The sequence below is a fragment of the Rhodococcus sp. IEGM 1372 genome, from assembly GCF_030056835.1.
In the GTDB taxonomy this organism is placed as follows: Bacteria; Actinomycetota; Actinomycetes; order Mycobacteriales; family Mycobacteriaceae; genus Rhodococcoides.
This window is the reverse complement of the sequence record NZ_JASHKS010000053.1, coordinates 1-25,803: the sequence shown is the minus strand read 5'-3', so window position 1 is coordinate 25,803 and position 25,803 is coordinate 1. Positions and strand designations below refer to the sequence as shown.

General features: G+C 65.4%; 28 protein-coding genes. 11 read left to right on the top strand and 17 right to left on the bottom strand.

What is annotated here, in order from left to right:
- Window positions 1-89: 89 nt before the first annotated feature.
- Complete coding sequence (gene fbaA, locus QM590_RS24235) at window positions 90-1,130, bottom strand: class II fructose-bisphosphate aldolase (RefSeq protein WP_068053901.1); 1,041 nt, start codon at window positions 1,128-1,130, stop codon at window positions 90-92.
- Window positions 1,131-1,306: 176 nt separating this feature from the next.
- Between fbaA and QM590_RS24230 the strand changes: the two genes are divergently transcribed.
- Complete coding sequence (locus QM590_RS24230; protein WP_394855338.1) at window positions 1,307-2,047, top strand: VTT domain-containing protein; 741 nt, start codon at window positions 1,307-1,309, stop codon at window positions 2,045-2,047.
- 28 nt (window positions 2,048-2,075) lie between these two features.
- Window positions 2,076-2,771 carry a DedA family protein gene (locus QM590_RS24225; protein ID WP_068053945.1) on the top strand — a complete coding sequence of 232 codons (696 nt, stop codon included), beginning with the start codon at window positions 2,076-2,078 and terminating at the stop codon, window positions 2,769-2,771.
- Window positions 2,772-2,812: 41 nt separating this feature from the next.
- Here the strand turns inward: QM590_RS24225 and QM590_RS24220 are convergent, their stop codons facing one another.
- The 4 genes from QM590_RS24220 to QM590_RS24205 all read right to left on the bottom strand — a co-directional run bounded on the left by QM590_RS24220 (window position 2,813) and on the right by QM590_RS24205 (window position 6,244).
- Complete coding sequence (locus QM590_RS24220) at window positions 2,813-3,949, bottom strand: glycoside hydrolase family 76 protein (protein WP_269596672.1); 1,137 nt, start codon at window positions 3,947-3,949, stop codon at window positions 2,813-2,815.
- Window positions 3,950-4,036: 87 nt separating this feature from the next.
- Window positions 4,037-4,717 (bottom strand): TrmH family RNA methyltransferase, encoded by a 681-nt coding sequence (locus tag QM590_RS24215; protein WP_269596673.1) that lies wholly within the window; start codon window positions 4,715-4,717, stop codon window positions 4,037-4,039.
- On the bottom strand, window positions 4,714-5,316 hold the full coding sequence (locus tag QM590_RS24210) for a DUF6636 domain-containing protein (protein ID WP_269596674.1): 603 nt from the start codon (window positions 5,314-5,316) through the stop codon (window positions 4,714-4,716). The genes QM590_RS24215 and QM590_RS24210 overlap by 4 nt, the downstream gene beginning before the upstream one ends.
- Before the next feature lie 139 nt (window positions 5,317-5,455).
- Window positions 5,456-6,244 (bottom strand): SDR family oxidoreductase, encoded by a 789-nt coding sequence (locus QM590_RS24205; protein ID WP_068053942.1) that lies wholly within the window; start codon window positions 6,242-6,244, stop codon window positions 5,456-5,458.
- Window positions 6,245-6,333: 89 nt separating this feature from the next.
- On the opposite strand from QM590_RS24205, the gene QM590_RS24200 reads away from it, so the two are divergent.
- Window positions 6,334-6,786 carry a hypothetical protein gene (locus QM590_RS24200; RefSeq protein WP_068053889.1) on the top strand — a complete coding sequence of 151 codons (453 nt, stop codon included), beginning with the start codon at window positions 6,334-6,336 and terminating at the stop codon, window positions 6,784-6,786.
- On the opposite strand, the gene QM590_RS24195 is transcribed toward QM590_RS24200, so the two are convergent.
- Window positions 6,757-7,392 (bottom strand): lysoplasmalogenase family protein, encoded by a 636-nt coding sequence (locus tag QM590_RS24195; protein ID WP_269596675.1) that lies wholly within the window; start codon window positions 7,390-7,392, stop codon window positions 6,757-6,759. The two genes, QM590_RS24200 and QM590_RS24195, sit on opposite strands and share 30 nt — an antisense overlap.
- Window positions 7,393-7,524: 132 nt before the next feature.
- Here QM590_RS24195 and QM590_RS24190 point away from each other — a divergent pair, with 132 nt between their 5' ends.
- The 5 genes from QM590_RS24190 (at window position 7,525) to QM590_RS24170 (ending at window position 12,581) form a co-directional block, all read left to right on the top strand.
- Entirely contained in the window at window positions 7,525-8,121 is a 597-nt protein-coding gene (locus QM590_RS24190) for an Rv1733c family protein (protein ID WP_269596676.1), read from the top strand.
- Between the two features lie 72 nt (window positions 8,122-8,193).
- Window positions 8,194-8,655: a MarR family winged helix-turn-helix transcriptional regulator gene (locus tag QM590_RS24185; protein ID WP_068053883.1), complete on the top strand. Its 462-nt coding sequence runs from the start codon at window positions 8,194-8,196 to the stop codon at window positions 8,653-8,655.
- Complete coding sequence (locus tag QM590_RS24180; RefSeq protein WP_269596678.1) at window positions 8,652-9,878, top strand: MFS transporter; 1,227 nt, start codon at window positions 8,652-8,654, stop codon at window positions 9,876-9,878. The genes QM590_RS24185 and QM590_RS24180 overlap by 4 nt, the downstream gene beginning before the upstream one ends.
- A gap of 275 nt (window positions 9,879-10,153) precedes the next feature.
- A complete protein-coding gene (locus QM590_RS24175; protein ID WP_269596679.1) occupies window positions 10,154-11,986 on the top strand; it encodes a hypothetical protein in 1,833 nt (610 codons plus the stop codon).
- Window positions 11,987-12,083: 97 nt separating this feature from the next.
- Window positions 12,084-12,581 (top strand): class F sortase, encoded by a 498-nt coding sequence (locus QM590_RS24170; RefSeq protein ID WP_269596680.1) that lies wholly within the window; start codon window positions 12,084-12,086, stop codon window positions 12,579-12,581.
- A 21-nt stretch (window positions 12,582-12,602) separates the two neighbouring features.
- Here the strand turns inward: QM590_RS24170 and pyrE are convergent, their stop codons facing one another.
- From pyrE to clpB, 5 genes are all read right to left on the bottom strand, one after another.
- Window positions 12,603-13,151: an orotate phosphoribosyltransferase gene (pyrE, locus tag QM590_RS24165; protein ID WP_094687780.1), complete on the bottom strand. Its 549-nt coding sequence runs from the start codon at window positions 13,149-13,151 to the stop codon at window positions 12,603-12,605.
- Window positions 13,152-13,266: 115 nt separating this feature from the next.
- Complete coding sequence (locus QM590_RS24160; RefSeq protein WP_269596681.1) at window positions 13,267-13,851, bottom strand: LemA family protein; 585 nt, start codon at window positions 13,849-13,851, stop codon at window positions 13,267-13,269.
- Window positions 13,852-13,909: 58 nt separating this feature from the next.
- Window positions 13,910-14,974, bottom strand: coding sequence for a TtfA family protein (locus QM590_RS24155; RefSeq protein ID WP_317814070.1), 1,065 nt, complete (start codon window positions 14,972-14,974; stop codon window positions 13,910-13,912).
- A 113-nt stretch (window positions 14,975-15,087) separates the two neighbouring features.
- Window positions 15,088-16,068 (bottom strand): DUF5666 domain-containing protein, encoded by a 981-nt coding sequence (locus tag QM590_RS24150; RefSeq protein WP_269596682.1) that lies wholly within the window; start codon window positions 16,066-16,068, stop codon window positions 15,088-15,090.
- A gap of 97 nt (window positions 16,069-16,165) precedes the next feature.
- Window positions 16,166-18,712 (bottom strand): ATP-dependent chaperone ClpB, encoded by a 2,547-nt coding sequence (gene clpB, locus QM590_RS24145; protein WP_269596683.1) that lies wholly within the window; start codon window positions 18,710-18,712, stop codon window positions 16,166-16,168.
- Between the two features lie 178 nt (window positions 18,713-18,890).
- On the opposite strand from clpB, the gene QM590_RS24140 reads away from it, so the two are divergent.
- A complete protein-coding gene (locus QM590_RS24140) occupies window positions 18,891-20,054 on the top strand; it encodes a globin domain-containing protein (RefSeq protein WP_269596684.1) in 1,164 nt (387 codons plus the stop codon).
- A 22-nt stretch (window positions 20,055-20,076) separates the two neighbouring features.
- Here QM590_RS24140 and QM590_RS24135 read toward each other — a convergent pair whose 3' ends face one another.
- Window positions 20,077-20,748, bottom strand: a complete 672-nt coding sequence (locus tag QM590_RS24135) for a hypothetical protein (RefSeq protein ID WP_269596685.1) — start codon at window positions 20,746-20,748, stop codon at window positions 20,077-20,079.
- Window positions 20,749-21,040: 292 nt separating this feature from the next.
- On the opposite strand from QM590_RS24135, the gene QM590_RS24130 reads away from it, so the two are divergent.
- Window positions 21,041-21,460, top strand: coding sequence for a helix-turn-helix domain-containing protein (locus QM590_RS24130; protein ID WP_068053936.1), 420 nt, complete (start codon window positions 21,041-21,043; stop codon window positions 21,458-21,460).
- Between the two features lie 6 nt (window positions 21,461-21,466).
- Here QM590_RS24130 and QM590_RS24125 read toward each other — a convergent pair whose 3' ends face one another.
- Window positions 21,467-21,781: a DUF2277 domain-containing protein gene (locus tag QM590_RS24125; RefSeq protein WP_149406498.1), complete on the bottom strand. Its 315-nt coding sequence runs from the start codon at window positions 21,779-21,781 to the stop codon at window positions 21,467-21,469.
- Between the two features lie 22 nt (window positions 21,782-21,803).
- Window positions 21,804-22,379 carry a TetR/AcrR family transcriptional regulator gene (locus QM590_RS24120; protein ID WP_269596686.1) on the bottom strand — a complete coding sequence of 192 codons (576 nt, stop codon included), beginning with the start codon at window positions 22,377-22,379 and terminating at the stop codon, window positions 21,804-21,806.
- A gap of 95 nt (window positions 22,380-22,474) precedes the next feature.
- On the opposite strand from QM590_RS24120, the gene QM590_RS24115 reads away from it, so the two are divergent.
- Window positions 22,475-23,872, top strand: a complete 1,398-nt coding sequence (locus QM590_RS24115) for a cytochrome P450 (protein WP_269596687.1) — start codon at window positions 22,475-22,477, stop codon at window positions 23,870-23,872.
- Here QM590_RS24115 and dinB read toward each other — a convergent pair whose 3' ends face one another.
- From dinB to QM590_RS24100, 3 genes are all read right to left on the bottom strand, one after another.
- Window positions 23,873-25,060, bottom strand: coding sequence for a DNA polymerase IV (dinB, locus tag QM590_RS24110; protein ID WP_269596690.1), 1,188 nt, complete (start codon window positions 25,058-25,060; stop codon window positions 23,873-23,875). It abuts the gene before it with no gap.
- 73 nt (window positions 25,061-25,133) lie between these two features.
- Complete coding sequence (locus QM590_RS24105; protein WP_269596688.1) at window positions 25,134-25,499, bottom strand: hypothetical protein; 366 nt, start codon at window positions 25,497-25,499, stop codon at window positions 25,134-25,136.
- A 23-nt stretch (window positions 25,500-25,522) separates the two neighbouring features.
- A partial coding sequence (locus tag QM590_RS24100) for an inorganic phosphate transporter (RefSeq protein ID WP_269596689.1) occupies window positions 25,523-25,803 on the bottom strand: 281 nt, incomplete at its 5' end.

The following is a 25,803-nucleotide window of genomic DNA, read 5'->3' as shown; positions in this document are numbered from 1 at the left end:
ACATGTCCCTGGACATCTCGTGTCTCATATGTCCCCGGACTCAACACGTAGCCTGCTACGAGTTTCCGCGCACATGCGGGTTTGCCCGCTCAGCCTGCGGATACGCTGCGTCCGGCGGACTTGAGGTCGTTGCAGGCCTCGACGACGCGGGCGGTCATGCCGGCCTCTGCCTTCTTGAGGTAGCTGCGCGGGTCGTAGGCCTTCTTGTTGCCGACCTCGCCGTCGACCTTCAGAACGCCGTCGTAGTTGGAGAAGAAGTGTCCGGCGATGGGACGGCTGAACGCGTACTGGGTGTCGGTGTCGACGTTCATCTTCACCACGCCGTACTCGAGAGCCTCTTCGATCTCGCTCTTCGCCGATCCCGATCCACCGTGGAAGACGAAGTCGAACGGCTTGGAGCCCGATGCCAGGCCCAGCTTCTCCGACGCGACCTTCTGGCCGTCCGCCAGCACCGACGGCTTGAGCTTGACGTTGCCCGGCTTGTAGACGCCGTGCACGTTGCCGAACGTCGCCGCCAGCAGGTAGCGCGAGCCTGCGTCGCCTGCGCCGAGGGCCTCGACGGTCTTGAGGAAGTCCTCGTTGGAGGTGTAGAGCTTGTCGTTGATCTCCGCCTCGACGCCGTCTTCCTCGCCGCCGACGACACCGATCTCGACCTCGAGAATGATGTTCGCTGCCGCCGCGCGGGCCAGCAGGTCCTTGGCGATCTCGAGGTTCTCGTCGATCGGGATGGCCGAGCCGTCCCACATGTGCGACTGGAACAGCGGGTTCTTGCCTGCGTCGACGCGCTCCTGCGAGATCGCGATGAGCGGCCGAACGTAGGTGTCCAGCTTGTCCTTGGGGCAGTGGTCGGTGTGCAGAGCGATGGTGACGTCGTACTTGGCGGCGATCACGTGCGCGAACTCGGCGAGCGCCACAGCGCCGACGACCATGTCCTTGATGCCCAGTCCCGAGCCGAACTCGGCTCCACCGGTCGAGAACTGGATGATGCCGTCGCTACCCGCGTCGGCGAAGCCCTTGATGGCGGCGTTGATGGACTCGGAACCCACACAGTTGATTGCCGGAAAGGCGAACTTGTGTTCCTTCGCCCGGCCCAGCATCTCGGCGTAGACCTCGGGAGTTGCGATAGGCACGGCGTCATTCCTCCATTGAAAAGTTCGGTTGTGTCCTGTGCAGTATGGCAACCTCCGAGCCCGGTGTCGTGCGTACCCGCATCGCTGACGTCATTACGCGGGAGATCGAACAGGGCAGCGTGTTCACAGCCGGGCGACACCAACTACGGAGGGACTTCCCGGTTCAGGCCGGTAGTGTGGGCGCGGTGAGTCTTCTAGCTGCCTCGGAATCGGTGACGACCAATCTGGCGTTGTTACCTGGATTTCTCGACCCCGTGAACCTGCTCAACTCCTTCGGTCACTGGGTGCTGATCGGGCTGCTGCTGGTCGTGTTCATCGAGTCCGGGCTACTATTTCCGCTGCTCCCAGGCGATTCGCTCCTCTTCACGGCCGGCTTGATCGCAGCGTCGAAGTCCACCGAGATCGAGCCGTTCGCGTCCATCTGGACTCTCGTGATCCTGATTCCGATTGCGGCAATCCTCGGCGATCAGGTCGGCTATCTGATCGGCACGAAGGGCGGCGCAGCCCTCTTCAAGAGCAACGATTCGCGCTTCTTCAAGAAGAAGTACATCGACGAATCGCACATTTTCTTCGAGAAGCACGGTCCGATCACCATCATCCTGGCGCGCTTCGTGCCGATCGTGCGTACGTTCGCACCGGTCGTCGCCGGTGCGTCGCACATGAAGTACTCACTGTTTCTCACCTACAACGTCGTCGGCGGCGTGCTCTGGGGCGCGGGTGTGACCACCCTCGGTTACCTGCTCGGGCAGATCGCGTTCATCCGCGACCACGTCGACATCATCTTCCTGCTCATCGTCGCCGTCTCGGTACTGCCCATCGTCATCGAGGTCGGCAAGCGCATGATCAAGGCCCGCAAGACTCCGCTCGGGGAGGCCACCGACATGATCGAGGCAGACGCCCCGGACACCAAGTCCTGATCGAGATCTTCCGAAAGTGATCGAGTCCATGTCGTCGATTACCACTGCGCTGCCGACCGTCTCCGTTCAGGCCGTCGGCAGTTTCGGTCCGCTGGAGACAGCAGGCCCCCTCGTCGTGTGGATCATCGTCATGACTTTCGTGTTCATCGAATGCGCGGTGATCATCGGATTGTTCCTGCCAGGAGATTCGATGCTGATCACGGCAGGAATCGTGATGGCGACCCACGCGTCGGGCACCGGTCACATCTGGGCGCTGTCGCTCGGTGCGATGGTCGCCGCCATCGCCGGCAATCAGGTGGGGTACTCGATCGGTCACCGCACGGGCTCGACGCTGGTGGCTCGCAAGAACGGCAAATACCTCAACACCAAGAACCTGCACAAGGTCAATCTCCTGCTGGAAAAGCACGGATTCTGGGCGGTGCTGGTCGCGCGATGGATCCCCTGGGTGCGCACCCTGTGCCCACTCGTCGCCGGTGCCGCGAAGATGGATCACCGCAAGTACACGATCGCCAGCACGCTCGGCGCCATCATCTGGGCTCCGGTGCTGTTGCTGATCGGGTTCTACTTCGGCTCGTTCATCGACGGCATCCCGTGGCTGATGCCCGCCGTCCTCATCGGCATGGTCGTGCTGCTGGTCGTCGGAACCGGACTCGGCATCTGGCAGTACCGCAAGGAAATGGCACGCCCCGAAGAGACCATCGAGGTCGAAGAAGTAGTGGAGTAGCGGCCCTAGAAACCTGGCAGGAGTGGAGCCTGCGGAACGACTCAGAAACCTGCAGCTGCGACGCGGTATGCGGCTTCCATGAGCATCCATCCGCCCAGTTGGACCGAGAGGTCTCGCTCGGGTACGTCGGACGGTCGGACCGTTCCTTCGGTGAAGCTGGCGATGTGCAGACCTTGCCCCGGGAATCGGGCTTCGCGGGTCCAGTCGGCTCCGAACAGCGGGTTGTCTTCCACTTCGAGGCGGTTCTCCCACGCTGCTTCGGCCGAGTTCAGCACGATCGCAGCTGCGAGTTCGCGAGCTCGGTCGTCGGCGTCGGAGTCCCCGGGCAGCTTCACCGCGACCATCGCCAGGTACCGCGCGAGAATCGGGTTGAACAGGCCGCCGTCTCCCCCACCGCCGCCGGTGATGACGAGGTTGCGGGTCAGGTGGTTGTCGACTGCGTCGACCAGAGCGTGGACTCGCTGCGCGTGCCTGGGTTCGCCGAGCCGAACTGCGAGTTCGGTCTCGAGGCCCAACGTGACGCCCTGGCAGTAGCTGTAGACAGCGCGTTCCATCTCACCGGGCTTGCCGGCGTCGACGAGTGCGCGAGTGGAATGCATTCCGTCGAGAATCAGCCCCGTGCGCTCGTCCCTGAGGGTGCGGTCCATCCAGTCGGCCATCTCCTGGGCACGCCACAGCCGACCGGTGCGCGCCAACAGGATCGCGGCCGGACCGTTGGCGGGTGCGTTGTAGAAGTCGGACTTCTTGCGCCACGGAATGCCGCCGCCCTCGGCCGGAGCCCAGGCGTCGAACAATTCCATCTCGATCTGCTGGATGCCACCGCGATTGCCGACGAAGTGCTTCCGCTGCGCCCGTTCGAGCGCCAACCCGAGCCACGCCATGTCGTCGTAGTAGTTGTTGGTCCACCCGCTGACGTTGCGGGTTCGGTGCGCTCGGGTGATCTTGTTCAGTCGCCGACGGCGCTTGGGGGTGAGGTCGCGATCTGCGGCGTCGACCGCGCAGTCGAGCAGGTGGGCCTGCCACCAGTAGTGCCAGCGCAGGAACATCCGTTCCTTCCGGACCGGTGGCCAGGCGACGACTCCCAACGTCGTGCCCGGTAGCCCCCAGAGCCGACGCATGTGCCGCGCGACGACGGCCCCCTCCGCGGCGTCCGCACGCTGCGACCACAACTCCTGCATACCTGCAATCCTGCCACTACCGTTGCAGATTCGTTACATCCCGCCCCGGAAACTGCCCCCGAAACCGTTCCGGAACCCGTGGTGGTGTCACCACGCAGTCTCGATGTCGGCATGCCGCCGAATCCACGAGTGCATGGCAATTCCCGCGGCAACCCCGGCATTGATACTGCGGGTGGAACCGAACTGGGCGATCGATACGGTCATCGACGCCGATGCGCGGGCACTGTCGGTGACGCCCGGTCCCTCTTGTCCGAAGAGCAGCAGGCAGTCGCGCGGCAACTCCGCCGTCTCGATCGGTACCGACCCCGGGGTGTTGTCGACGGCCACGACGACGAGGCCCTGCTCCGCGGCGAATTCCATCAGCGCTTCCACCGTGTCGTGGTGGTGGATGTGCTGGTAGCGGTCGGTGACCATGGCACCGCGGCGGTTCCACCGACGTCGCCCGACGATGTGCACCGCCTGGGCGGCGAAGGCGTTCGCGGTGCGCACCACCGTCCCGATGTTGGCGTCGTTGGTGAAGTTCTCGATGGCGACGTGCAGCGAATGCCGTCGGGTGTCGATATCGGCGACGATGGCCTCGCGCCGCCAGTAGCGGTAGGCGTCGACGACGTTGCGGCGGTCACCGCCTGCGAGCAGTTCCGGGTCCAACCGCGGGTCGTCGGGTGGTGGTTCGACGTGGGTGTCGGACCACGGTCCGACACCGTTGGGGTTCTCGCCCCACTCGGTGGGACCGGCATTGTCCGACGGAGAAGTGCTGTCGCTGCTCAATAGATTTCGTTGCTGTCCGGTGCGATGCGGAATCCGTGTCCGGTCGCATCGTCGACGCACGAGATGCCGTTCTCGGCGGACGTGCAGGTGAATCCGTTCTCGGCGATGGTCGCCCCGACCGCGAGCGGCGGATCGATCGTTTCCCCACCCGAGGTGTAGACCACGCCGCCGGAGCACATGAAGGCCGCCGGCCCTTGATTGGTGACTCGAATACCGTTGCCCCAGTTGATCATGCAATCCTCCGGCCGCGGCGGCACCGGAGTGGTGGTGCCCTGACACCCGGCCTCGGTGCGGTTCGACAGCGGCACGATTCCGCACTGGAACAGACCGTCGGGGGAACTGAAGTAGAAGGTGCCGCCGATGGCGGCGTACGTCGTCTGCGGTTCTGCGGTGGGCGGCGGCTCGACCGGAGGCGGGGGCGGCGGGAGCGCTTCTTCCGTCGTCGTCACCGGCGCAGGAGTGGTGGTTGCCGTGGTCGTCGTCGGCGCGAGAGTGGTGGTCGACGGCTGCGGCGGCTGGGCAGCGGACTCACTGCTGCAACCGGCGAGTAGTAGCGCCGCGGCCCCGATTCCCACCGACAAGGCTCGAAACCGACCCATTCGCCTTGCCCTGCTCGAACGCAACCTGCTCGAACCCCACGTACTCAGCATGAAGAAACCCCGACCCACCTTTCGACACCGATTGCTCGAAAGACCGACGATACCGGCGTCAGGGCCGGCATCGTTCGGCGACGAGTTTCTAGGTGTGGCTCAGGCGCCGGTTGACCTCGCGAGTGAGCCATGCGGGCGAGAAGCGCGAGCCGAGCGAGAGCGCCTTGGACGGCAAGCCGACCGGGAAATGCACCTTGTGCAGCCGACGCTTCACCGGCCGGGTCGCGTCGAAGATCGCGTCGGACACGTCTTTGACGGTGAGCCGGACACCCAACGAACTCGTGGTGCCCGTCGACACGCCCTGGGTCATCGCAGTCTGGACGAACAGCGGCCACATGGCCTTGACGGAGATGTCGTACTTGCTCCACTCGAGATCCAACGCCTCGGTGATGCCGCGTACCGCGAACTTGGTTGCGCCGTACGTCACCAACTCGGGCTGACCGTAGATGGCCGACGCCGAGCACAGGTTGACGACCTGCGCGCCTGCCGTGTCCTTGAGGTACGGGAAAGCCGCGAGGGTGCCGTAGACGACCCCGTTGACGTTGATGTCGATCTGACGGCGGTGCACCGAAAGCGGCATGTCCTCGAAAGCGCCCGCGGCGAGGATTCCGGCGTTGTTGATCAGAATGTCGAGTCGACCGTCGCCCTCGGAGACGAACTCCTTCAACCGGGTTTCCCACTGGTCGGAGTTGGTTACATCCAAGATGCCGGTGACCACACGGCCGCTGAGCGAGGCAGCTTCCTTGCCGAGCGATGCCAAGCCGGTCTCGTCGATGTCGTAGGCACCGACGAGGTAGCCACTGGCGGCGAACTTGAGGGCCGTCGCGCGGCCGATACCGGCAGCTGCGCCTGAGATGAAGACAGTTGGTCGAGTCACATCGATCACCGTACATGTAACCCTACTTACCGGTAACCCCCTATCGTCGAATATCCAACGGCCGCTTTCGGCGGCGTAGGAGCACCGAAGTGAACAACGCGAGAATCGTGCGATCCGTCGTCGTCGTGACGATCGGCTACGCCCTTGTGCTGGCGATCTGGATCGGTTGGTTGAGGGACCGCACCCCACCGGGAACGCTTCCGTATCAGTTGGCAGCCCTGGTCGCCGGATTCGGCGCAGCTCTCGGACTGGCCATGCTGATCGCCGGACGCCCCACACGTGAGCAGAAGGAACTGATCGAACACGGCGTGGAGGGGTGGGCGACGGTCGATGCCATCCGCCGGATCGACGACGACACCGCCGAGTTGGATCTCGAATTCACCGTGCCGGGCTCGGGCAGCTACTTCGGCAAGATCGTCTACGACATTCCACGTTCGGACAGCTCACGATTCGAGCCGGGCACCGTCATCGCCGTTCGCGTCGACCCTGCCCACCGCGAGCGGGTACTGCTTCTACCTCGAAGCCAGGGCCTCGACGAGTAGGACCTGCGCCGCCACATAGGTCGAGAGGATGACCGCTTCCGCGGCGCGCCGCCGACGGTCCTCGGTCAGAAAGAGCCGTCTGAACACGATCAGCGCGTCGGAGACGGTGAACAGAACACCGCCGATGATCAGCCTGCGATCGCCGCCGCGCGAGACCGAACGCGCAGACAGGGTCGACGTGGTCGCGAGCACCGCACCGTAGCCGGCCAGGGTCGACGCCACCGCGGGCTGCCGCCTGGCCAGAAGCGTCGATGCGACTGCCCATCCGGCGTATCGCGGAGCGGCGTCGAGCAGCGTCGGACGCGCACCCCGACGGAGCAGCAGATACGTATAACTGCCCTGCATCACCGCGAACGCACGCGCGCCCCATTCCAGAGCGGAGTCGTCGTCGGGGTCGATCAACAGAACATCGCCGACCGTGGCCGCCGCAAGACCCGCCAGGAGCACCCGATCTCGCGCCGGATCGAGCCCGCTCGCCAGCGCCGGGACGATCAGAGGCTTGGCCACACGCTGCACGGGCATCGACCCCGCCGCCGCACCGACCACGGTCACCGCACCCGCCACCAGCGCGGCTGCACGAGCCCGCCGAACCCGACCGACAACCATCGCAGACCTCCACCGACAATCTCGTCACAGCGCAAGTCACATGTGACGCTGACCCCTATCGCTTGATACTCGCAGGTCGCGTCGCCATCGTGGAGAGGTCGGTCGGATCATATCGAGGTAGTGGGGACCATCATGCGCCGCAAACTCACCGGGCAGGACAGTTCGGGACGATCCGCCTTCGCCGGCAATCCCAACCCTTTGCTCCGCGACTGCGACGTTCGTCAGGCGCGCATCAAGCGCTGGGTGACCGCACTGCTGATACTCATGGTTCCGGTGTCGCTGTGGATCGGTGCCACCGCCCACTCCGACCAACAGCAGCGACTCGAAGACCAGAAGAATTCGATTCACCAGGTCACCGCGACCACGACGGCCGTTGCGGAATCCGTGCCCGCCGTATCCACCGAGCTCGGCGCATCCGGCGCAGCCGCAACTGCCGTCGACTCACGCTGGGTCTACCGAGGCGTCGAGCACACCGGACGCGTCAGCGTCGACACCGGATCGCCTGCCGGGACCACCACGCAGATCTGGGTCGACAACAGCGGCGATCTGAGTATGCGCCCCCTGACCTCGTCGGATGTCGTCGCCGCATCCATTTTCAACACCATCGGCAGCTGGGTGCTCGTGGCATCGGTTCTCATCGGTGCCTATCACTTGATGCGCTTCCGCTACGACGGCCGACGGGACGCCGAGTGGGACCGCGAGATCGCCGATCTGCTGCGGCAACACTGATTCGAACTCGTCCATCGCCCTGGAATCGAGCGCATTTTGCGATAGATAGTTAGTGTATGTAACAATAAATCGGTGAGTCACTCCGACGAAGACATCCGAGATCTCCTCTCGCAGCTGGTCACCAGCTCGTCGCGCTTCGTCCGATTGGCCGCACGGTTCGGCAGCGACGAATGGCCGAGGGCGTGGATGCGGGCCCTGTCGTTGCTCGAGGAGTACCAGCCCCTGCGCATCAGCACCTTCGCAGAGCTGGACCGCTGTTCCCAACCCTCGGCAACGGCGCTGCTCGCCAAGTTGAGCAACGCCGATCTCGTCACCAGGCGACCCGACCCCGACGATTCGCGTGCCGTTCTCATCGAGATGACCGAGGCCGGCCACCGATGGCTCGCCGAAGGTCGACGCCACCTCGTCGACGGACTTCTGCCGTACCTGTCCGACCGCGACCCAGAACAGATCCAGAAACTGACCGACGGCTTGAGCGAGCTTCGCAGCATCCTCGAGCCCGTCGATCACGAAACGAGAGGAACTCTTTCGTGACCACCAGCACCTCAACCGACAGCCTGCTGAAGCAACCACGCGCAGTATGGGCAGTTGCATTCGCCAGCGTCATCGCCTTCATGGGCATCGGTCTCGTGGACCCCATCCTCAAGCCCATCGGTGAACAGCTCGACGCCTCGCCATCGCAGGTGTCATTGCTGTTCACCAGCTACATGCTCGTCACCGGCATCGCGATGCTGATCACCGGAGTGGTGTCGAGTCGCTTCGGCCCCAAGCGCACGCTGCTGGTGGGACTGGCGATCATCGTCGTCTTCGCAGCCTTGGCAGGCACGTCCGGATCGGTCGGCGAGATCATCGGATTCCGCGCAGGCTGGGGGCTGGGCAACGCACTGTTCATCGCGACGGCGCTGTCGACCATCGTCGGTGCCGCATCGGGAGGTGTCGCTCGCGCGATCATCCTCTACGAGGCAGCACTCGGTATCGGTATCGCGACCGGCCCTCTCGTCGGTGGAGTTCTCGGCGGGTTCAGCTGGCGCGGACCGTTCTTCGGGGTGGCCGCACTGATGGCCGTCGCGTTCATCCTTCTCATCGTCATGCTCCCGGACACCCCGAAGCCCGCCCGCACCACGTCGATCCTCGATCCGTTTCGCGCGCTTCGTCACCGCGGTCTGCTCACTGTCGGCATCACCGCGCTGCTCTACAACTACGGATTCTTCACACTCCTCGCCTACACCCCCTTCCCGTTGGACATGGGCACCTACTCCATCGGCTTCATCTTCTTCGGCTGGGGCCTGTGCCTGGCCGTGGCGTCGGTGTTCATCGCGCCGAAGCTGCAGCGGGCCTTCGGAACGCTGAACATGATGATGCTCGCGCTGCTGCTGTTCGCCGTCGACCTGGCCGTCATGGCGATGTTCACCGAGAACAAGACCGTCCTCATCGTGGGAACCGTCGTGGCCGGGTTGTTCCTCGGCGTCAACAACACGCTGATCACCGAGACCGTGATGATCTCGGCACCGGTCGAGCGCTCGACGGCATCGGCGGCCTACAGTTTCGTTCGCTTCACCGGCGGGGCCGCGGCTCCCTACCTGGCCGGCAAACTGGGCGAGTCGAACATGCACGTCCCGTTCTGGGTGGGTGCCGCCTGCACTGCTCTCGCCATCGTCGTGCTGGCAACCGGCCGGAAGGTGCTCGCTCACGTCGACGATCACGAACCCGCACCTCACAGCATCGACGAGGCCCGTGCGGTGACGGTCGGCGACTGAAATACGTTCACCCGACGGGGTTTTCGCGGCGGTCGAGATGTACGCATCTCGACCGCCGTTTCACGTCTCGAATCTCTCTCGTCACATACGTCCCATCAGTAACACTTTCATAACCAATTCTCAGGTAAAGCTCTGAACGGTTCCCGAGACCGGCCGGTTGGTTTACGGTCACGTCAACACGGTTGTTCGTGTGACTCACCAACTACACCCGTTCCGCGTGGGAGGGCGGGTGCGTGCAGCACGATGCTGCCACTGACCGAAGGGCCACAATCTCCATGTCGCAGAAGTCGATCGCCAGGTCCAAGAAGGCGCGCCTCGCCGCTGCCGGGGCCGCCATGGCACTGTCCCTCTCCATCGCCGCACCGGGAATTGCCAGTGCGCAGGAGCAGACACCCGAAAGCTCCTCCGTCGAACAGCCCGCCACCGAAGAAGGCACCGAATCCGGCGCTCCGACCGCGGAAGAGGGCGCAACCGTCGACGGATCGGCCACCGTCGACGGGCAGATCGAAGCGCCTGCTCCGGCCGTCACCCCGGAAGACGCCGCAGCAGCCGCCGCAGCAGCAGTGCCGGCCCCCGAGGTCCCGTCGGCCATCCGCCCACTGCCGCAGGTGACCGGTGGCGTCGTCTTCAACGACGACGGCACCGCGACAGTCAACCTGGACATCATCCCGCAGCTGTCCGACGCCGAGAAGCAGGCGATCGCCGACGCCGAGGCCGAGAGCAAGGCAGCGGTGGAAGCCACCACCGCCGCCCAGGTGCGGCTCGAGACCGCCAAGGCCGCCGAGGCCACCGCGAGCACGGACGCCACCAAGGCAGAGGTCGCCGCCGCCGAGGCCGACGTCAAGGCCAAGACGGCCGCCGCGGAGGCCAAGGCCGCCGTGGTCGCCAGCACTGCCGCCAGTGCTGCGGTCACCGCAGCCAAGAACGATGCCCAGACCCTGCAGACCGAGGCCGACGCCGCCACTGCTGCAGCGGACCAGGCCGAAGCCGACGCGACAGCAGCCGAGGAGCTCGCTGTCCAACTCGAGGCCGCAGCGGTATCGGGCGATCCCGAGGCCACCGCAGAAGCCGAGGCAGCTCGCGCCGATGCGAACGCCAAGGCCGAACTCGCCGCCAGCGCCAAGGTCGAGGCCGATGCGTCGACCAAGGCCGTCGAGGATTCCGTCGCGGCACTGCAGGAGTCGTTCAAGAGCCTCAACCTCGCCAAGATCGCTGCGGCCACCAGGGCCGCAGCCGCGACCGCAGCGAAGTCGCTGGCACTGCACGTCGAAGCGCAGACGGCCGCTGCCGTGGCCGCGATGTCCGAGCAGAACGCTCTGAACCTCGAAGCTGCAGCCGAGGCCGCAGCAGGTGAGGAAACCGAATCCGAGAAGGCCGCAGCCGACGCCCGGACAGCAGCCGATGCTGCCAAGGCCGACGCCGAAGCCAAGGCCGACGCGGCTACCGCAGCCCAGGCCGCCCTCGACGCCGCCCCGTCCGATGCAGACATCGCAGACCTCGAGCAGGCTGCAGCCGACGCCGCACAGGCAGTGACGGATGCCAACGCAGCCGTTGTGGCCGCCGACGCGGATCTGCAGCTCAAGACCGAGGCAGCCGCAGCAGCCAAGACCAAGGCCACCGACGCCGCGACGGCGCTGACGGCCGCACAGGCAGACGTGACCGCAGCCAAGGCCAACTCCGACGAGAAGGCCAAGGCCGAAGCCGATCTGAAGGCCGCAGCCGCCGAATTGGCTGCCAGCGGACCGAAGTTCGAGTGGACGATCAATCTCGGAAACACCGTCCGCGAGGACGTTCCGGTCACCGAGGTCGACGAGAACACCGTCGTCGTCGACAAGACCGGAGTCTCCCTGGTCGGCGTCAAGAACGAGGACGGATCGTTCACGGTCGCGGACTACTTCACCACCGACGAGAACGGTGTCGTCAGTGTTGCCGGCGATCTGCCGCCGGTCGATCTCGCTCTCGGCGACTCCTCCGACGAGGCGTCGGGCGCATCGGACAGCTCGTCGAACACCCCGGTGATTCTCGCCGGAGTCGGCGTGGTCGTCGTTGCGGCTGCAGGCGGAGCGTTCTACCTGCGTCGCCGTAGCTCCACCGATGCCACCTCGTAGTACCCGCTGGTTGTGGACGGCGATCCTGACCTTCGTTCTCCTCGTATCAGGTTGTGCGAGTGACGAAGTCGGGGTCGCCGCGCCGGATCGCTCGCCGGTGCAGTCACAGATCACTGTGGCGGCACCGGCGAGCGACGTCGCTCCCGCTCAGCCGGAATACATCGAACTCCGATCCTCGGACGGCACGACCTATCTGAGCAGCCCCATCCATCCCGATCCGCTCTACCGCGGCGGCGACAGTGGCCAGGTACTCAACCCGGTCGACGAGCTACCTGCCTGGTGGGCCGAGAGCGGCATGCCGGGAACCTCCACCGAACAGACGGTAGTGGTTGCCGGACACAACTATTCGAAGCGCGACGCGCCGTTCAAGGCGCTGCGCGTGGTGATGCCCGGCGATACCGTCGCGTTGCGCACCGCGAGCGGCACTCTGGAGTACGCGGTCGAATCGGTCGGCCCCCTACCGAAGGGGTCGCTGTTGGCCGACAACGAACTCCGACGCTCGGTGCCCGGACGATTGATCCTGGCGAACTGCGACGTCCAAGGCGGCGAACCCACCGACGACAACTTCGTCGTCGTCGCGCAACTGGTTCGCTGACAAGCCCTTTCGGGACCGGGATTACAGGCCGAGGTCCGCCAAGCCGAGCAAGGATCGATACTCGAGTCCCTCGGCGGCGATGACCTCGTCCGCCCCGGTCGCGCGGTCGACCACCGTGGCCACTCCGACGACCGTCGCGCCCGCGTCCCGCAGAGCCTTGACGGCAGTGAGCGGTGAATTTCCGGTAGTCGTCGTATCCTCAACCACCAGAACACGTTTGCCGACGATGTCCGGTCCCTCGATCTGACGCTGCATGCCGTGCGCCTTCGCTGCCTTGCGCACCACGAATGCATCGATCGGCCGTCCCTGGGCGTGCATGATCGACATCGCCACCGGATCTGCGCCCATCGTCAAGCCGCCGACCGAGACGAAATCCCAATCGGCAACCAGATCACGCATCAGCGAACCGATCAACGCACCTGCCCGGTGATGCAGGGTCGCGCGACGCAGATCCACGTAGTAGTCGGCTTCCTTGCCCGACGACAACGTGACCTTCCCATGCACGACGGCAAGCTCTTTCACCAAATCGGCCAGTTCCTGCCGGTCCGAATTCGCGGCACTCTCGGCCATGTTCGGATTCCTCTCGTCGCACCACGGATCTTCGATAGGTCGGTACGAACTTACCCACCGACTCGCGCGACCGCTCCCGGCGGCTCCGATGCTCGATCTCGGGTCGTTGCTGCCACTAGGCAGCGATCTCGGCCGACTGCTGCTCGTCGAGCAGTTCCTTGGTCTCCACGAACGGTTCCGGTGCGGTCATCGAGCGAGACCTGGCGACGAGCGAGGACGGGAACGTGCCGATCGCCTGCGACAGCCGGTACGCGTTGTCGTTGTACACGCGAACCGCGCCTGCGATACGACGCTCGGTGACGTTCAGTTCTCCGGCCGGACCCTGGAAAGCCCAATTGCCCAACGCATTCTGACGCGCATCGGCGTCGACGAGCACAGCATGGAACGCGGCGGACAACGCATTCTCGGCAGCGGCCTGCGCCTGCAGACCCAGGCTGCGATCGCGCACTGCCTTGGACCACGACCGTGCACCGCCGAGCTGACGCAACAGATCACCGGACAGCCCGGTGGCCTCCGCGGCCGCGAGGAACGGGCCCAACTGCTCGTGACGCCGATCCAGTTCGACCTCGACCAGTCGCAGACTCTGCTCCGTCTGCTCGCTGTACCGACCGAGTCGACGCAGCGCGATCAGCACGTAACCGACCACGACAACCGCGACCAGGACCACCACTGCCACGACAACACCCGAAGAAACCGTCACGAGGTACGAATTTAGCCGCGTAAGCGCACCTGCGCCTGTAAACACGCCCGAACTTTCGTCAGGGCTGGTTGCGTCGGCGCTCCGAGTCGAAAGGAATCGGACGCGACGCAGGCGGACGCGGCACAGGACGCGACGGATTCGCCGAACGCGCAGCCTGCGGACCGGCCGCGTCGGGCCGCGGCGGACGCGGCCTACGTCCGGGTTCCTGCGGACGTGGCTCGGAAGTACGAGGATCTCGGGTACGGGGCTCCGGGGTACGGGGCTCCTGGGTACGGGGCTCGGCTATCCGAGGAGGCCGAATCCGAGGCTCGGGTGTCTTGGGCGCAGGCCTTCTCGGCTCGGCAACACGTGGCTCCGGGCTTCGCACCGCCTGGATTCGGGGTTCCGCCACCCGAGGCTGGGGATGGTGCGGCACGTCCGCTTGCTGATTATGTGGCTCATGGACCAGTGGCCTACCCGGATCGCTTCGATCGCGGCCGGGATCGCCGGGGCGAGCGCCGTAAACGGCACTTCCGCGAACCGGGGGCAGCACGTGCAACATGCCCGACAGTCGTGCGACCGCGTCGATCGCGGCATCCCAATCGCGACCCGAACTGTTCAGCGGCAGGGACCCCAGCGTCCAGTCCTTCTCGCTCCACAGCAACTGCAGATTCGCCGGAATGGACTCGGTGAACGCGGCCATCCGCTGGTCGCAGACACGGCGAGCGATATCGACGTCGGTGGCGAACACCACGCGCGGCCCGATGGAACCGAGCAGTTCCATGTCCTCGTCGCGCGGCGGCGGCGTCGAGCGGGGCCGGAGGTCGATGTCGACATCGGAACCGACCGAACGCTGCACGGCCACGATGGTGCCTGTCTCCTCGACGTCGAAGAGAACGAACTCCTCACCGCGCCGAACACCGGTCACCACTCCCAGAGCCACGTCGAACTCGGGCTTGGACAGAGCAGCGCGAGAGAACCGAGTGACCAGTTCTCGATCGTGCGGTCGATACTCGTACCCCTGCGCCTTGGCCCACATCTGCCGGACACGTCCGTACCGATCTCGCTTGGACCTGTCGATGTAGAGCAGCGCCACTGCACCCATCAGTGCAATTGCCGCAAGGCCGAACCACATTGCCGTCATCGCGAACCACCTTAATCGACATCCACACCTTCACCGCCCACCACCGCCGGGTCCTGTGAACGGTCCCTACGACAGCTCGCACCGCCTACGGGGTCATTCCGCAGGCTCCACTCCTAGCCACCCAGACTGGGCGTTTCGATGATGACGTTCGCGCGAATCGTTCCGTCCTCGACGGCCTCGCCCTGCACCACGACGAAAGCACCGACCGTCAGCGACGCCAGATCGCTACCGGACAACGAGATTATCTGGGTCTGGGGCGTGGTCTGCACCGTCACCGGAGCGCCGTCGAGTCCGTCGAGCGTCAGAGTCGAACCGTCGTTGGCGCTGATCGTTCCCACCGACGACCCAAGCTGACCGAGAATCTCGGGAATTCCTCCCGGGATCAGCTCGGGCGTGGTGGCGGTGCCCGATTCGGTGGGCTCCGGCGTGGTCGTGGGTGCACTCGAGGTGGGCGGTCGGATCGACGTCGACGGCGCAGAAGCGGTGGTCGACTCGTCGGATCCCCCGTTCAGGAAGGAAATCCCGAACACCACGACGATGGCGAGTACGACGAGTCCGATCAGCGCCAGAACCCACGGTCGTGGCCCCTTGCTGCCGGAATCGGCGGCGTTCGGATCTTCGCCGGGAGGCGGAGCGCCGTACTCCGGCGGCTGCCCGAACTGCTGGGTGTGGCCGAATTGCTGAGTGTTGCCGTACTGCTGTGGCTGCCCGTACTGCCCAGTCCCATACCCCTGGCCGTACTGCTGGGTCTGGCCGTAGGCCTGATTCGCCGCCGTCTGCTGCTCGGGGTCGTACGGCGGAAATGCCTGCGTGGGCTGATACCCCGGCGGATAGGCCTGGGGGTCGGGGTTCTGCTGGGCAGGATTCTGCTGAGTCGGATACTGATAGGCCGGATCCTGATAGCCCGGGTTCTGGTACGCCGGGTTCTGGTACGCCTGGGTCGGATATGCCTCGGTGGGGTGAGCGCCATCGGGATACTGCTGGGCTCCGGGGTACGGCCGACCGTAGTCCTGGGTCGGCTCGGATGGCTCCGCCTGGGGTGCTGCGGCCTGATCGCGCTCCCGAGGTGACCGTGGGTCGTCCGGATTCGTCATTCCACGAGCGTACCTATCCGGCACTTCCCGGTTGAAGGCACAAAACAGGCCCACCCGAGCAGTGCTCGGGTGGGCCTGTTGCGGAGAAGGGCCGCCGCTAGCCCAGGATCAGGCGTTCGCCGTCCGGGCTCGAGTTGACCGACACCACGTCGCCGTCGTGGACGTCGCCGGCGAGCAGGAGCTTCGCCAGTTGATCGCCGATCGCCTGCTGGATCAGCCTGCGGAGCGGACGCGCGCCGTACAGCGGGTCGTAGCCGCGGGCCGCGAGCCACAACTTGGCCGGCGAGGACACCTCCAACGTCAGGCGACGAGCCGCCAGACGCTTGGCGAGGAAGCCGAGCTGAATGTCGACGATCGACTCGAGCTGGTCCTCGGACAAGGCGTCGAACACCACGACGTCGTCGAGGCGGTTGACGAACTCGGGCTTGAACGAGCGCCGCACCGCGTCCATCACCTGCTCCTTGGTGCCGCCGGCACCGAGGTTGGAGGTGAGGATCAGGATCGTGTTGCGGAAGTCGACGGTCCGGCCCTGGCCGTCGGTGAGCCGGCCTTCGTCCAACACTGCGAGCAGGATGTCGAACACGTCGGGGTGCGCCTTCTCGACCTCGTCGAACAGCACCACGGTGTACGGACGCCTGCGCACGGCTTCGGTCAGCTGGCCGCCGGCCTCGTAGCCGACGTAGCCCGGAGGCGCACCGACCAACCGAGCGACGGCGTGCTTCTCGCTGTACTCGCTCATGTCGATCCGCACCATCGCGCGTTCGTCGTCGAAGAGGAACTCCGCCAACGCTTTCGCGAGCTCGGTCTTGCCGACGCCGGTGGGTCCGAGGAACAGGAACGATCCCGTCGGACGGTTGGGATCGGCCACTCCGGCGCGGGAGCGTCGGACGGCGTCGGACACCGCTTGTACTGCGTCCTTCTGGCCGACGACTCGCTTGCCGAGCTCGTCTTCCATCCGGAGCAGCTTCGCGGTCTCACCTTCGAGCATCCGGCCGGCAGGAATCCCGGTCCAGGCTGCAACGACGTCGGCGACGTCGTCCGGGCCCACTTCCTCCTTGAGCATCACGTCACCTTGAGCGGGCGAGTCCTCGGTCTTGGCTGCGAGCTCCTTCTCGAGGGTCGGGATGCGTCCGTAGCGCAGCTCGGCGGCCTTGCCCAGATCGCCGTCGCGCTCGGCGCGATCGGATTCGCCGCGCAGGTTCTCGAGCTCCTCCTTCAGTGCCCGTACCGAGTCGATGGCGTTCTTCTCGTTCTGCCAGCGCGTGCTGAGCCCGGCCAACTTCTCCTGCAGGTCGGCGAGTTCCTGGCGGAGCTTGTCGAGTCGAGCCTTGGACGCGTCGTCGGTCTCCTTCGCCAGGGCCATCTCCTCGATTTCGAGGCGACGGACGGCGCGTTCGACCTCGTCGATCTCGACGGGGCGTGAATCGATCTCCATGCGCAGACGGGACGCGGCCTCGTCGACGAGGTCGATCGCCTTGTCCGGCAGGAACCTGGCCGTGATGTACCGGTCGCTCAGGGTTGCGGCGGCGACCAGGGCGGAGTCCGTGATCCGGACGCCGTGGTGCACCTCGTAGCGTTCCTTGAGTCCGCGCAAAATGCCGACGGTGTCCTCGACCGACGGCTCACCGACGTAGACCTGCTGGAAGCGGCGTTCGAGAGCGGCGTCCTTCTCGATGTACTTGCGGTACTCCTCGAGGGTCGTCGCACCGACGAGACGTAGTTCGCCGCGGGCGAGCATCGGCTTGATAATGTTGCCCGCATCCATCGCCGATTCACCGCTCGCGCCGGCTCCGACGATGGTGTGCAACTCGTCGATGAACGTGATGACCTGGCCCGCGGAGTTCTTGATGTCGTCGAGCACGGCCTTGAGCCGTTCCTCGAACTCACCGCGGAACTTCGCGCCGGCGACCATCGAACCGAGATCGAGAGACACGACGGTCTTGCCGCGCAGGCTCTCCGGAACATCGCCTGCGATGACGCGCTGGGCCAGTCCTTCGACGATGGCCGTCTTGCCGACGCCGGGTTCACCGATGAGCACCGGGTTGTTCTTGGTGCGTCGGGAGAGAACCTGCACGACGCGCCGGATCTCGGTGTCGCGGCCGATGACCGGATCGAGCTTGCCCTCCCGGGCGAGCGCGGTCAGGTCGGTGCTGTACTTCTCCAGCGCCTGGTAGGTGTTCTCCGGATCTGCGCTGGTGACCCGAGCGCTGCCCCGGACGGCCTGGAAGGCGTCGCGCAGCTCGTTGGGTCCGGCTCCGTGGCCGGTCAGCAGCTTGGCGACGTCGTCGTTTCCGGTCGCCAAACCGACCATCAGATGCTCGGTGGAGACGTACTCGTCGTCGAGTTCGGTGGCCAGGTGCTGCGCTGCGGTGATCGCGGCGAGGGTTTCACGGCCGAGTTGCGGAGTGGTGGTCGAACCGGTTGCCGAGGGCAGTCGGTCGACGAGGCTCTGCGCTTCTCGACGCACCGTTGCGGGGTCGACGCCGACGGCCTTCAGCAAGGGTGTGGCGATGCCGTCGGTCTGATCGAGCAACGCCACCAACAAATGTGCCGGACGGATATCCGGGTTACCGGCCGCGGATGCGGCCTGCAGAGCAGCGGAGAGTGCTGCCTGCGACTTCGTGGTGGGAGTGAAACTGTCCACCGGTCACCTTCTTTCGACTGGGTTCTGCAAAGACTGTCGCTCGGTACAACCATAACGAAGTTGAGTCTGTTCCGCTCAACCTTGGATTTCTCCACATTCTGCGACGTGCGCGATATCCTCGACCGGTCTACTTTGGTGACGGTCGACAGCAGTGATTCGGTGGGGTGGAGGTGGATCGATGCTCGACGCACGCACGATCTCCCTGGTCCGCACCGGATTCAAATCCGTCGTGGCCGCTCAGGACGGTCCGGCGCGGCTGTCCCGGTCCTTCTACGGCCATCTCTTCGCCCAGCACCCCGACTTCCGGGCCCTGTTTCCCGCCTCGATGGATGCCCTGCGTGAACACTTCGTCATGGCACTCGGCTACGTCTTCGAGCATCTCGACGATCCCGACCGCGTCGAACCGTTCCTCGAGCAGCTCGGCCGGGACCACCGCAAGCACGGAATCTCCGGTGCGCACTTCCGTGCGGGTAGTTCGGCTCTGATCAGCGCGTTCCGCACCTTCGCCGGCAACGAGGTATGGACCGACGAGGTCGAGACGGCCTGGAACGATACCCTGACCGTGGTGAGCGATGCGATGGCCGTCGCCGCCGACGACGACGAACTGCCGCCGTTCTGGAGTGCCACCGTCGTCGAGCATCAGCGGGTGCTCGACGATCTCGCGGTGGTCCGGTTGAAGACGGACGGCGAGATCCCGTACTTCCCCGGGCAGTACGTCAGTGTGCAGATTCCGCAGCGGCCCAAGCTCTGGCGGTATCTGTCCCCGGCCATTCCGAGCAATCCGTACGGCGAGATCGAGTTCCATGTTCGACGCGTATCCGGGGGCTGGGTGTCACCGGCGATGGTCACCGAGACCGCGGTGGGTGATCGCTGGTCGATCAGTCCGCCGCTGGGCGGGATGCATGTCGATCGCGCGATCGGCGAGGACGTGTTGATGATCGCGGGAGGCACCGGTCTGGCTCCGCTGCGTGCGCAGGTCATGGAGATGGCGCAGCGCAGCAACAATCCGCGGGTGCATCTGTTCGTCAGCGGAACGTATCCGTGCGATCTCTACGATCTGGACACGTTGTGGCAGCTGTCGCTGTCGAATCCATGGTTGACGATCGTTCCGGTGACCGAGCAGCTCGAGAATCCGTGGTGGTATTCGGGCACACCTCGCGAGCTGCCGTGGGGAATGCACCACCGTCTGCACGGTGCGGTGGGCAAGGTGGTGACCCAGTTCGGCTCGTGGGCCGATCGGCAGATTCAGATCTGCGGGTCTCCGTCGATGGTGCGAACGACGATCTACGCCCTCCGCAAAGTGGGCACGCCGATGGAGCACATTCAGCACGATCCGTTCTGAATCAGTCTGCGCTGCAGGGCAATCAGCTGGACAGCGATTTCGGCGGCAGATCCTCGACGATTCCGCCGGCCACCAGTCGCGGAGTCCACGTCTCGGTGATGAGCCGGCCGTCTCCGGTGATGATCGCGTCGGGGTCGGGATCGATCAGGATGGGATAGCCGGTGTCCGCGGTGGCGAGAATGTTCTGCACCAGGAGGCCGTTCTCGATGGTGTAGTGCACCGACACCGGATACAGGTCGGAGTCGAATGCCCATGGGCGGCCGATGAATATCACTGCATCGCCGAGATCGTCGAGTACCGACACCGAGCCGTCGCGCTCGAGCCGCAGGCTCCACTGAGGCGGCATGGACGTGGCGAATTCGAATCTGTGGGGCGCTCGGGCGTCGAGTAAGTGGATCATCAACAGCGCGCCGTCGCGGGGATCTCGTTGCGGAACAATGACTTCGAACGATCCGCATTCGTAGAATCGGGACCCGAACGGCCCCGGGATGCCCGCGCCGAGATCGTCTGCGATGGTGAGTGCGAGCAGAACGAAACCGGAGCCGTCCACGGCCCGGAGCGTGATTCCCTCGGAGGGGTGGGGCATGCGCGATTCGTCCCGCGGCGCGTAGGACAGCACGGCGCGCAGCAGCGGCTCGACCACCTCCGCGTCACCGTCTCGTGAATCGAACGTTCGCCGTCGACGATCGGTCATCTCCACCCCCTTCGCCTGGCAAGACAGTCTGCCACCGGGGCTCGAATCGCGCGTCCGATTCTGCGGAAAACCATTCGTTCGTTCCCGCTCTCGGGGCACCCCACTGCCCGGCCTCGCCCCGCTACGTCCACCGACGCATGAAACCGATCAGTATGATTTTCTGACGAATTTCTGCAGGTCAGCCATGGTTCGCGGGATTCGCGGCAGCGGCTACTATGAGCCGGTTCGGTCCGCGGCGGACCGATCTGCCCGGGTGGGCAGCGGCTGTATCAGGAAGGCACACACATCCCCGATGTCCGCTGATTTCGCCGCACGTCTGAACCATCTGTTCGCCACGATCCACCCGCCCGGACGCAAGCCACACACCAATGCCGAGGTCGCCGACGCTCTCGCCTCACGCGGACACCAGATCTCCAAGCCCTACATCTCGCAATTGCGCTCGGGACAGCGCGCCAATCCGTCCGCGGACACCGTCGCGGCGCTGGCCGCGTTCTTCAAGGTCAAGCCCGACTACTTCTTCGACAACATCTATGCGACGAAGGTCGATCACGATCTCGAACTACTCACCCAACTGAAGGGTTACGGTCTGCGCCGCCTGTCCGCTCGGGCATTCGACCTGTCCGAGGAATCGCAGAATCTGCTCAGCTCGATGGCCGAGAAACTCCGCGTGAGCGAAGGTCTGCCCGCGGTGCCGCCGGACAGCACCCGTTAGGACCCGCTAGGATCCGGCCTTCGCCGCTGATATGGGTCGTTCCGCAGGCTCCACTCCCGCCGCGGCAATCCGCGCCTGCACTTCCGGACGCCGCAGCGGCGGCACCGTCGGCGGTGGCTGACGCCGCTCGGGAAGCGCATCGAGGAGTCGGTGCGTCGTCGCCGTCACCTCGGCGACGGCCAACTCGAAGGCATCGCGGGTGGCGTCCGACGTCTTCTGTACGCCGCTGATCTTGCGGACGTACTGACGCGCGGCCGCTTCGATCTCGGCGTCGGTAGCGTGCGGTTCCAACCCTCGCAGGGTGGTGATGTTTCGGCACATAGCTCGACGATAGCCCCGCATCTCACACCTCGAGAAGACCCGACAACGCCCGTAGACACAACGCGCGTACCTGCTCGCGGTCGAGGGTTCTGCGCTCCACCCAGTCCAGACACACCGCTCGCACGAAGGCGATCCAGCCGCGCAGCGCGGTGCGTACCGTCTCGTCGTCCTGCAGCGTCGCCGGCAGCGCGGCGAGGATCCGCTGCTGCTGGACGTCGAACTCGCGCGTGAGGATCTCGTTGATCAGAGGATCCCCCAGCAACGTGCCGCGATTGACCGCGCGGACGCCGTGCGCATGTTCGTCGGTGTACGAGATGTACGCATCGAGGCCTGCGGCGATCTGCTCGAATACCGGCAACGAGGTGTCCGGCGCGGTCAGACCGAGGTTGCGCTCCGATTCGGCGCGGACGATCTCGACGAAGAACTCCCGCTTGGACGGGAAGTAGTGATACATCAATCCGCGTGACACGCCGGCGAGGTCTGCGACCTCCTCGATCCAGACGTCCTCGTACGGCCGCTCGGCGAACAGTGCCGAGCCGATCTCGATCAGCTGCGCACGCCGCAGTGCCGGCGTCATGCGCTTGCGCGGTGTGGTCATGGGCCTCGAACCTTACTTGACACCGGTTCAACAGTGAGTACGGTCACTATTTGACACGGTTCAACAAGGGCCGGTCCCGAGACGATGGAGTGGCGATGTCGACACAGTTCGCGGTACGAGGCGGCTCCCTGCCCCATCCCCCGCACCGACTCCCCGTGCTCGGCGACGTCGTCGGCGTCGATCCCCGCACCCCCGTCCAGGATTCGACCGCGATGGCCCGCACGCTCGGCCCGCTGTTCGAGCGGCACATCCTCGGCCGACGATTCGTCTTCGCCTCCGGTGCCGACGTGGCGGGCGAGCTGTGCGACGAAAAGCGCTTCGAGAAGTTCTTGCCCCCGGGCGTCGAGAATCTACGGGACATCGGAGCCGACGGGCTGTTCACCGCCTACAACCACGAACCGAATTGGCAACGCGCCCATGATCTTCTGCGCCCGGCGTTCACCGCAGGGGCCATGCGCGGGTACCACGAGATCATGGTCGACGTCGCCGACGACCTGATCGAGCATTGGGAGTCCCTCTCTCGCAACGCGTCACCGACCGATGTATCGGCCGACATGACGACGTTGACGCTCGAGACCATCGGCCGGACCGGATTCAGTTACAGCTTCGGCTCGTTCGCGCGTGCCGAGCCGCATCCGTTCGTCTCGGCCATGGTCGGTGCGCTGACGTACAACCAGCGGCGGGCGTTGCTGAAGGTTCCCGCGTTCGCCAAGCCTCTGTTCGCCCGCTCGGATCGCCGGTACGCGGACAACAAGCAGTACCTGGCAGACGTCCTCGCAGATGTCGTCAGGACCAGGCGCCGATCCACCGAAGACTTCAGCGACCTGCTCCAGATCATGATGGACGCCGCGCGTGACGCCGACAATCCGAATGCATTGAGCGAAGCCAACATCGGCTGCCAGATACTGACATTCCTGATCGCCGGTCACGAGACCACCTCCGGTGCACTCTCTTTTGCGCTGTACTACCTGGCGACGCACCCCGAGGTCTTCGAGCGCGCCCGCGCCGAGGTCGACGAGGTCTGGGGTACCGGCAAGCCCGAGTTCGGCCAGGTTCCCAAGCTGCGATATGTCCGACGCGTCCTCGACGAATCACTGCGCCTGTGGCCCACGGTCCCGGCGTTCGGCCGCGGGGCACGTGCCGACACCGTCGTCGGCGACGGCTACGCCATGGCGGCCGGAGACTGGGCGATCGTGCTCGCCACGGCGCTGCACCGCGATCCTGTGTGGGGTGACCGCCCGCACGAGTTCGATCCCGACAACTTCCTGCCCGATCGCATCAAGGCCCGGCCCGCTCACGTGTACAAGCCTTTCGGCACCGGTGAACGTGCCTGCATCGGACGGCAATTCGCCATTCACGAGGCCGTTCTGGTGCTCGGAACCATTCTGCAGCGCTTCGACCTGCAGGCCGACCCGTCGTACCGACTGAAGGTACAGGAGCGACTGACCATGATGCCCACAGGCTTTCGGGTACAACCGACAGTGCGGCAATAGTCAGTCGGGCAGCAGCGGAACCGAGATCCCCGGATCACGGCCGAGCAACACCCCACGAGTGAGCGACGTCGATCCGAACTTCTTGTGCACCCCGTCGAGCGCCCGGTCCAGGGCCGAGGCCTCCGGCGGTGTCCGTACCTGCGGCGGGTCGAACTGCAGCTCCAGTTGCTCCGCACCGCCCCTGTCGATGCTCGACACGGTGACCCCCACCAACGTGATGCCCTTCTCCGCGATCAGCGGCACCGCGTCGTGCAGCAATTCGAGTGCGGCGTCGAGAATGTCGCGGGTGTCGGCGGTCGCTCGATCGAGCGTGTGCGACCTCGTCGCCCGGGTGAAATCGGCAAAGCGCAAGCGCAACATGACGGTTCGGCCGGTTCGCTGCGCGGCGCGCATGCGGTGCGTGACGCGATCGACGAGCCCGATCAACGATGCCTCCACCTCGGCCGCGTCGTGCCTGCCGCGACCGAGTGCCCGCTGCGCACCGATAGAACTGCGCGACTTACCGGGCTGGACGCGTCGGGGATCCCGGCCCATGGCCAGCGCGTACAGGTGAGCACCCGCACCCTTGCCGAGTACCGAGGCCAACGACCGCTCGCCGTAGGCCGCGATGTCGCCGACCGTTCTGATATCCAGGACGTGCAGCTTCTCGGCGGTCACTTTCCCTACGCCCCAAAGTCTTTCGATGTTCAGCGGGTGCAGGAATTCGAGTTCGCCGCCGGGCGGTACCAGCAGCAGACCGTCGGGCTTGGCGAAGGCGCTGGCAACCTTGGCCAGGAACTTGGTGGTGGCGATCCCGACGGTGATGGGCAGCCCCACCTGCTCGGCGACCTCCTGCCGCAGACGCTGTCCGATCTCGGTGGCACTGCCCGCGATCTTCTGCAGCCCGCCGACGTCGAGGAATGCCTCGTCGATGGAGATGCCCTCCACCAGCGGGGTGGTGTCGTGGAAGACGTCGAACACGTCCTTGCTCGCCTGCGAGTAGGCATCCATACGCGGCGGCACCACGATGGCCTGCGGGCAGACCGCGCGTGCCTGCCCACCGCTCATCGCCGTGCGCACCCCGAAGGCCTTGGCCTCGTAGCTGGCGGCCAGCACCACTCCCCCGCCGACGATCACCGGCTTACCGCGCAGCCGCGGATCGTCACGCTGCTCCACCGAGGCATAGAAGGAGTCCAGGTCGGCGTGCATGATGCTCGCCACGGGTCTACCGGTGGACTCCACCGTTCCATGCTCGCACAGGCCACCGACACCCTCGGCCCGCTCACTCGCAGACGTGGTCCTCCGCGGCCTGCACTATCGGCTCGGCCCAGGGCTCACCGGTCCCCTTCTCGTAGGTAGCACCGAGCGAATCGGTCACCTCGGCGACGGCCTCCTCCTCCGACAGTCCTTGCTGAGCGCGGGTTTCACAGAAACCCGGAATGTAGATGCCCAATGCGAACACCTCGTTGACGGTGGTGCCGATGCCCTGCCCGTACAGGTCGTCGAACAGTTCGCTCATTCCCGGAGTCTCGAGAAATCCGTCCCTGGCCTCCTGCACGTCACGCGAGATGCCGGTGCCGGTCTCGGTCGACGTCATCTCGTAACTGCAGCCTGCGCTCAGTGCCATCAGGCAGAGTGCAGCGCCCATCGATATCCGACCCGCTCCCCGCTTCACAGAATCACCCCCGCAACCACGTAGTTCAGTGCGGCGACGACAGCCGCCGCGGGCAGCGTCGTCACCCACGCTGCGAACATGTCTCCCGCCGTCCCCCAGCGCACGGCCGTCGTACGCTTGGTTGCCCCGACGCCCATGATCGCCGACGAGATGACGTGGGTGGTCGACACCGGCGCTCCCAGTCCGATCGATGCCACGTACAGCACGGACGACGCCGTCGCCTGGGACTGTCTGAATAACGGTTGATCCGGTCCTTGGTTCGACACGCCGAGCTCAG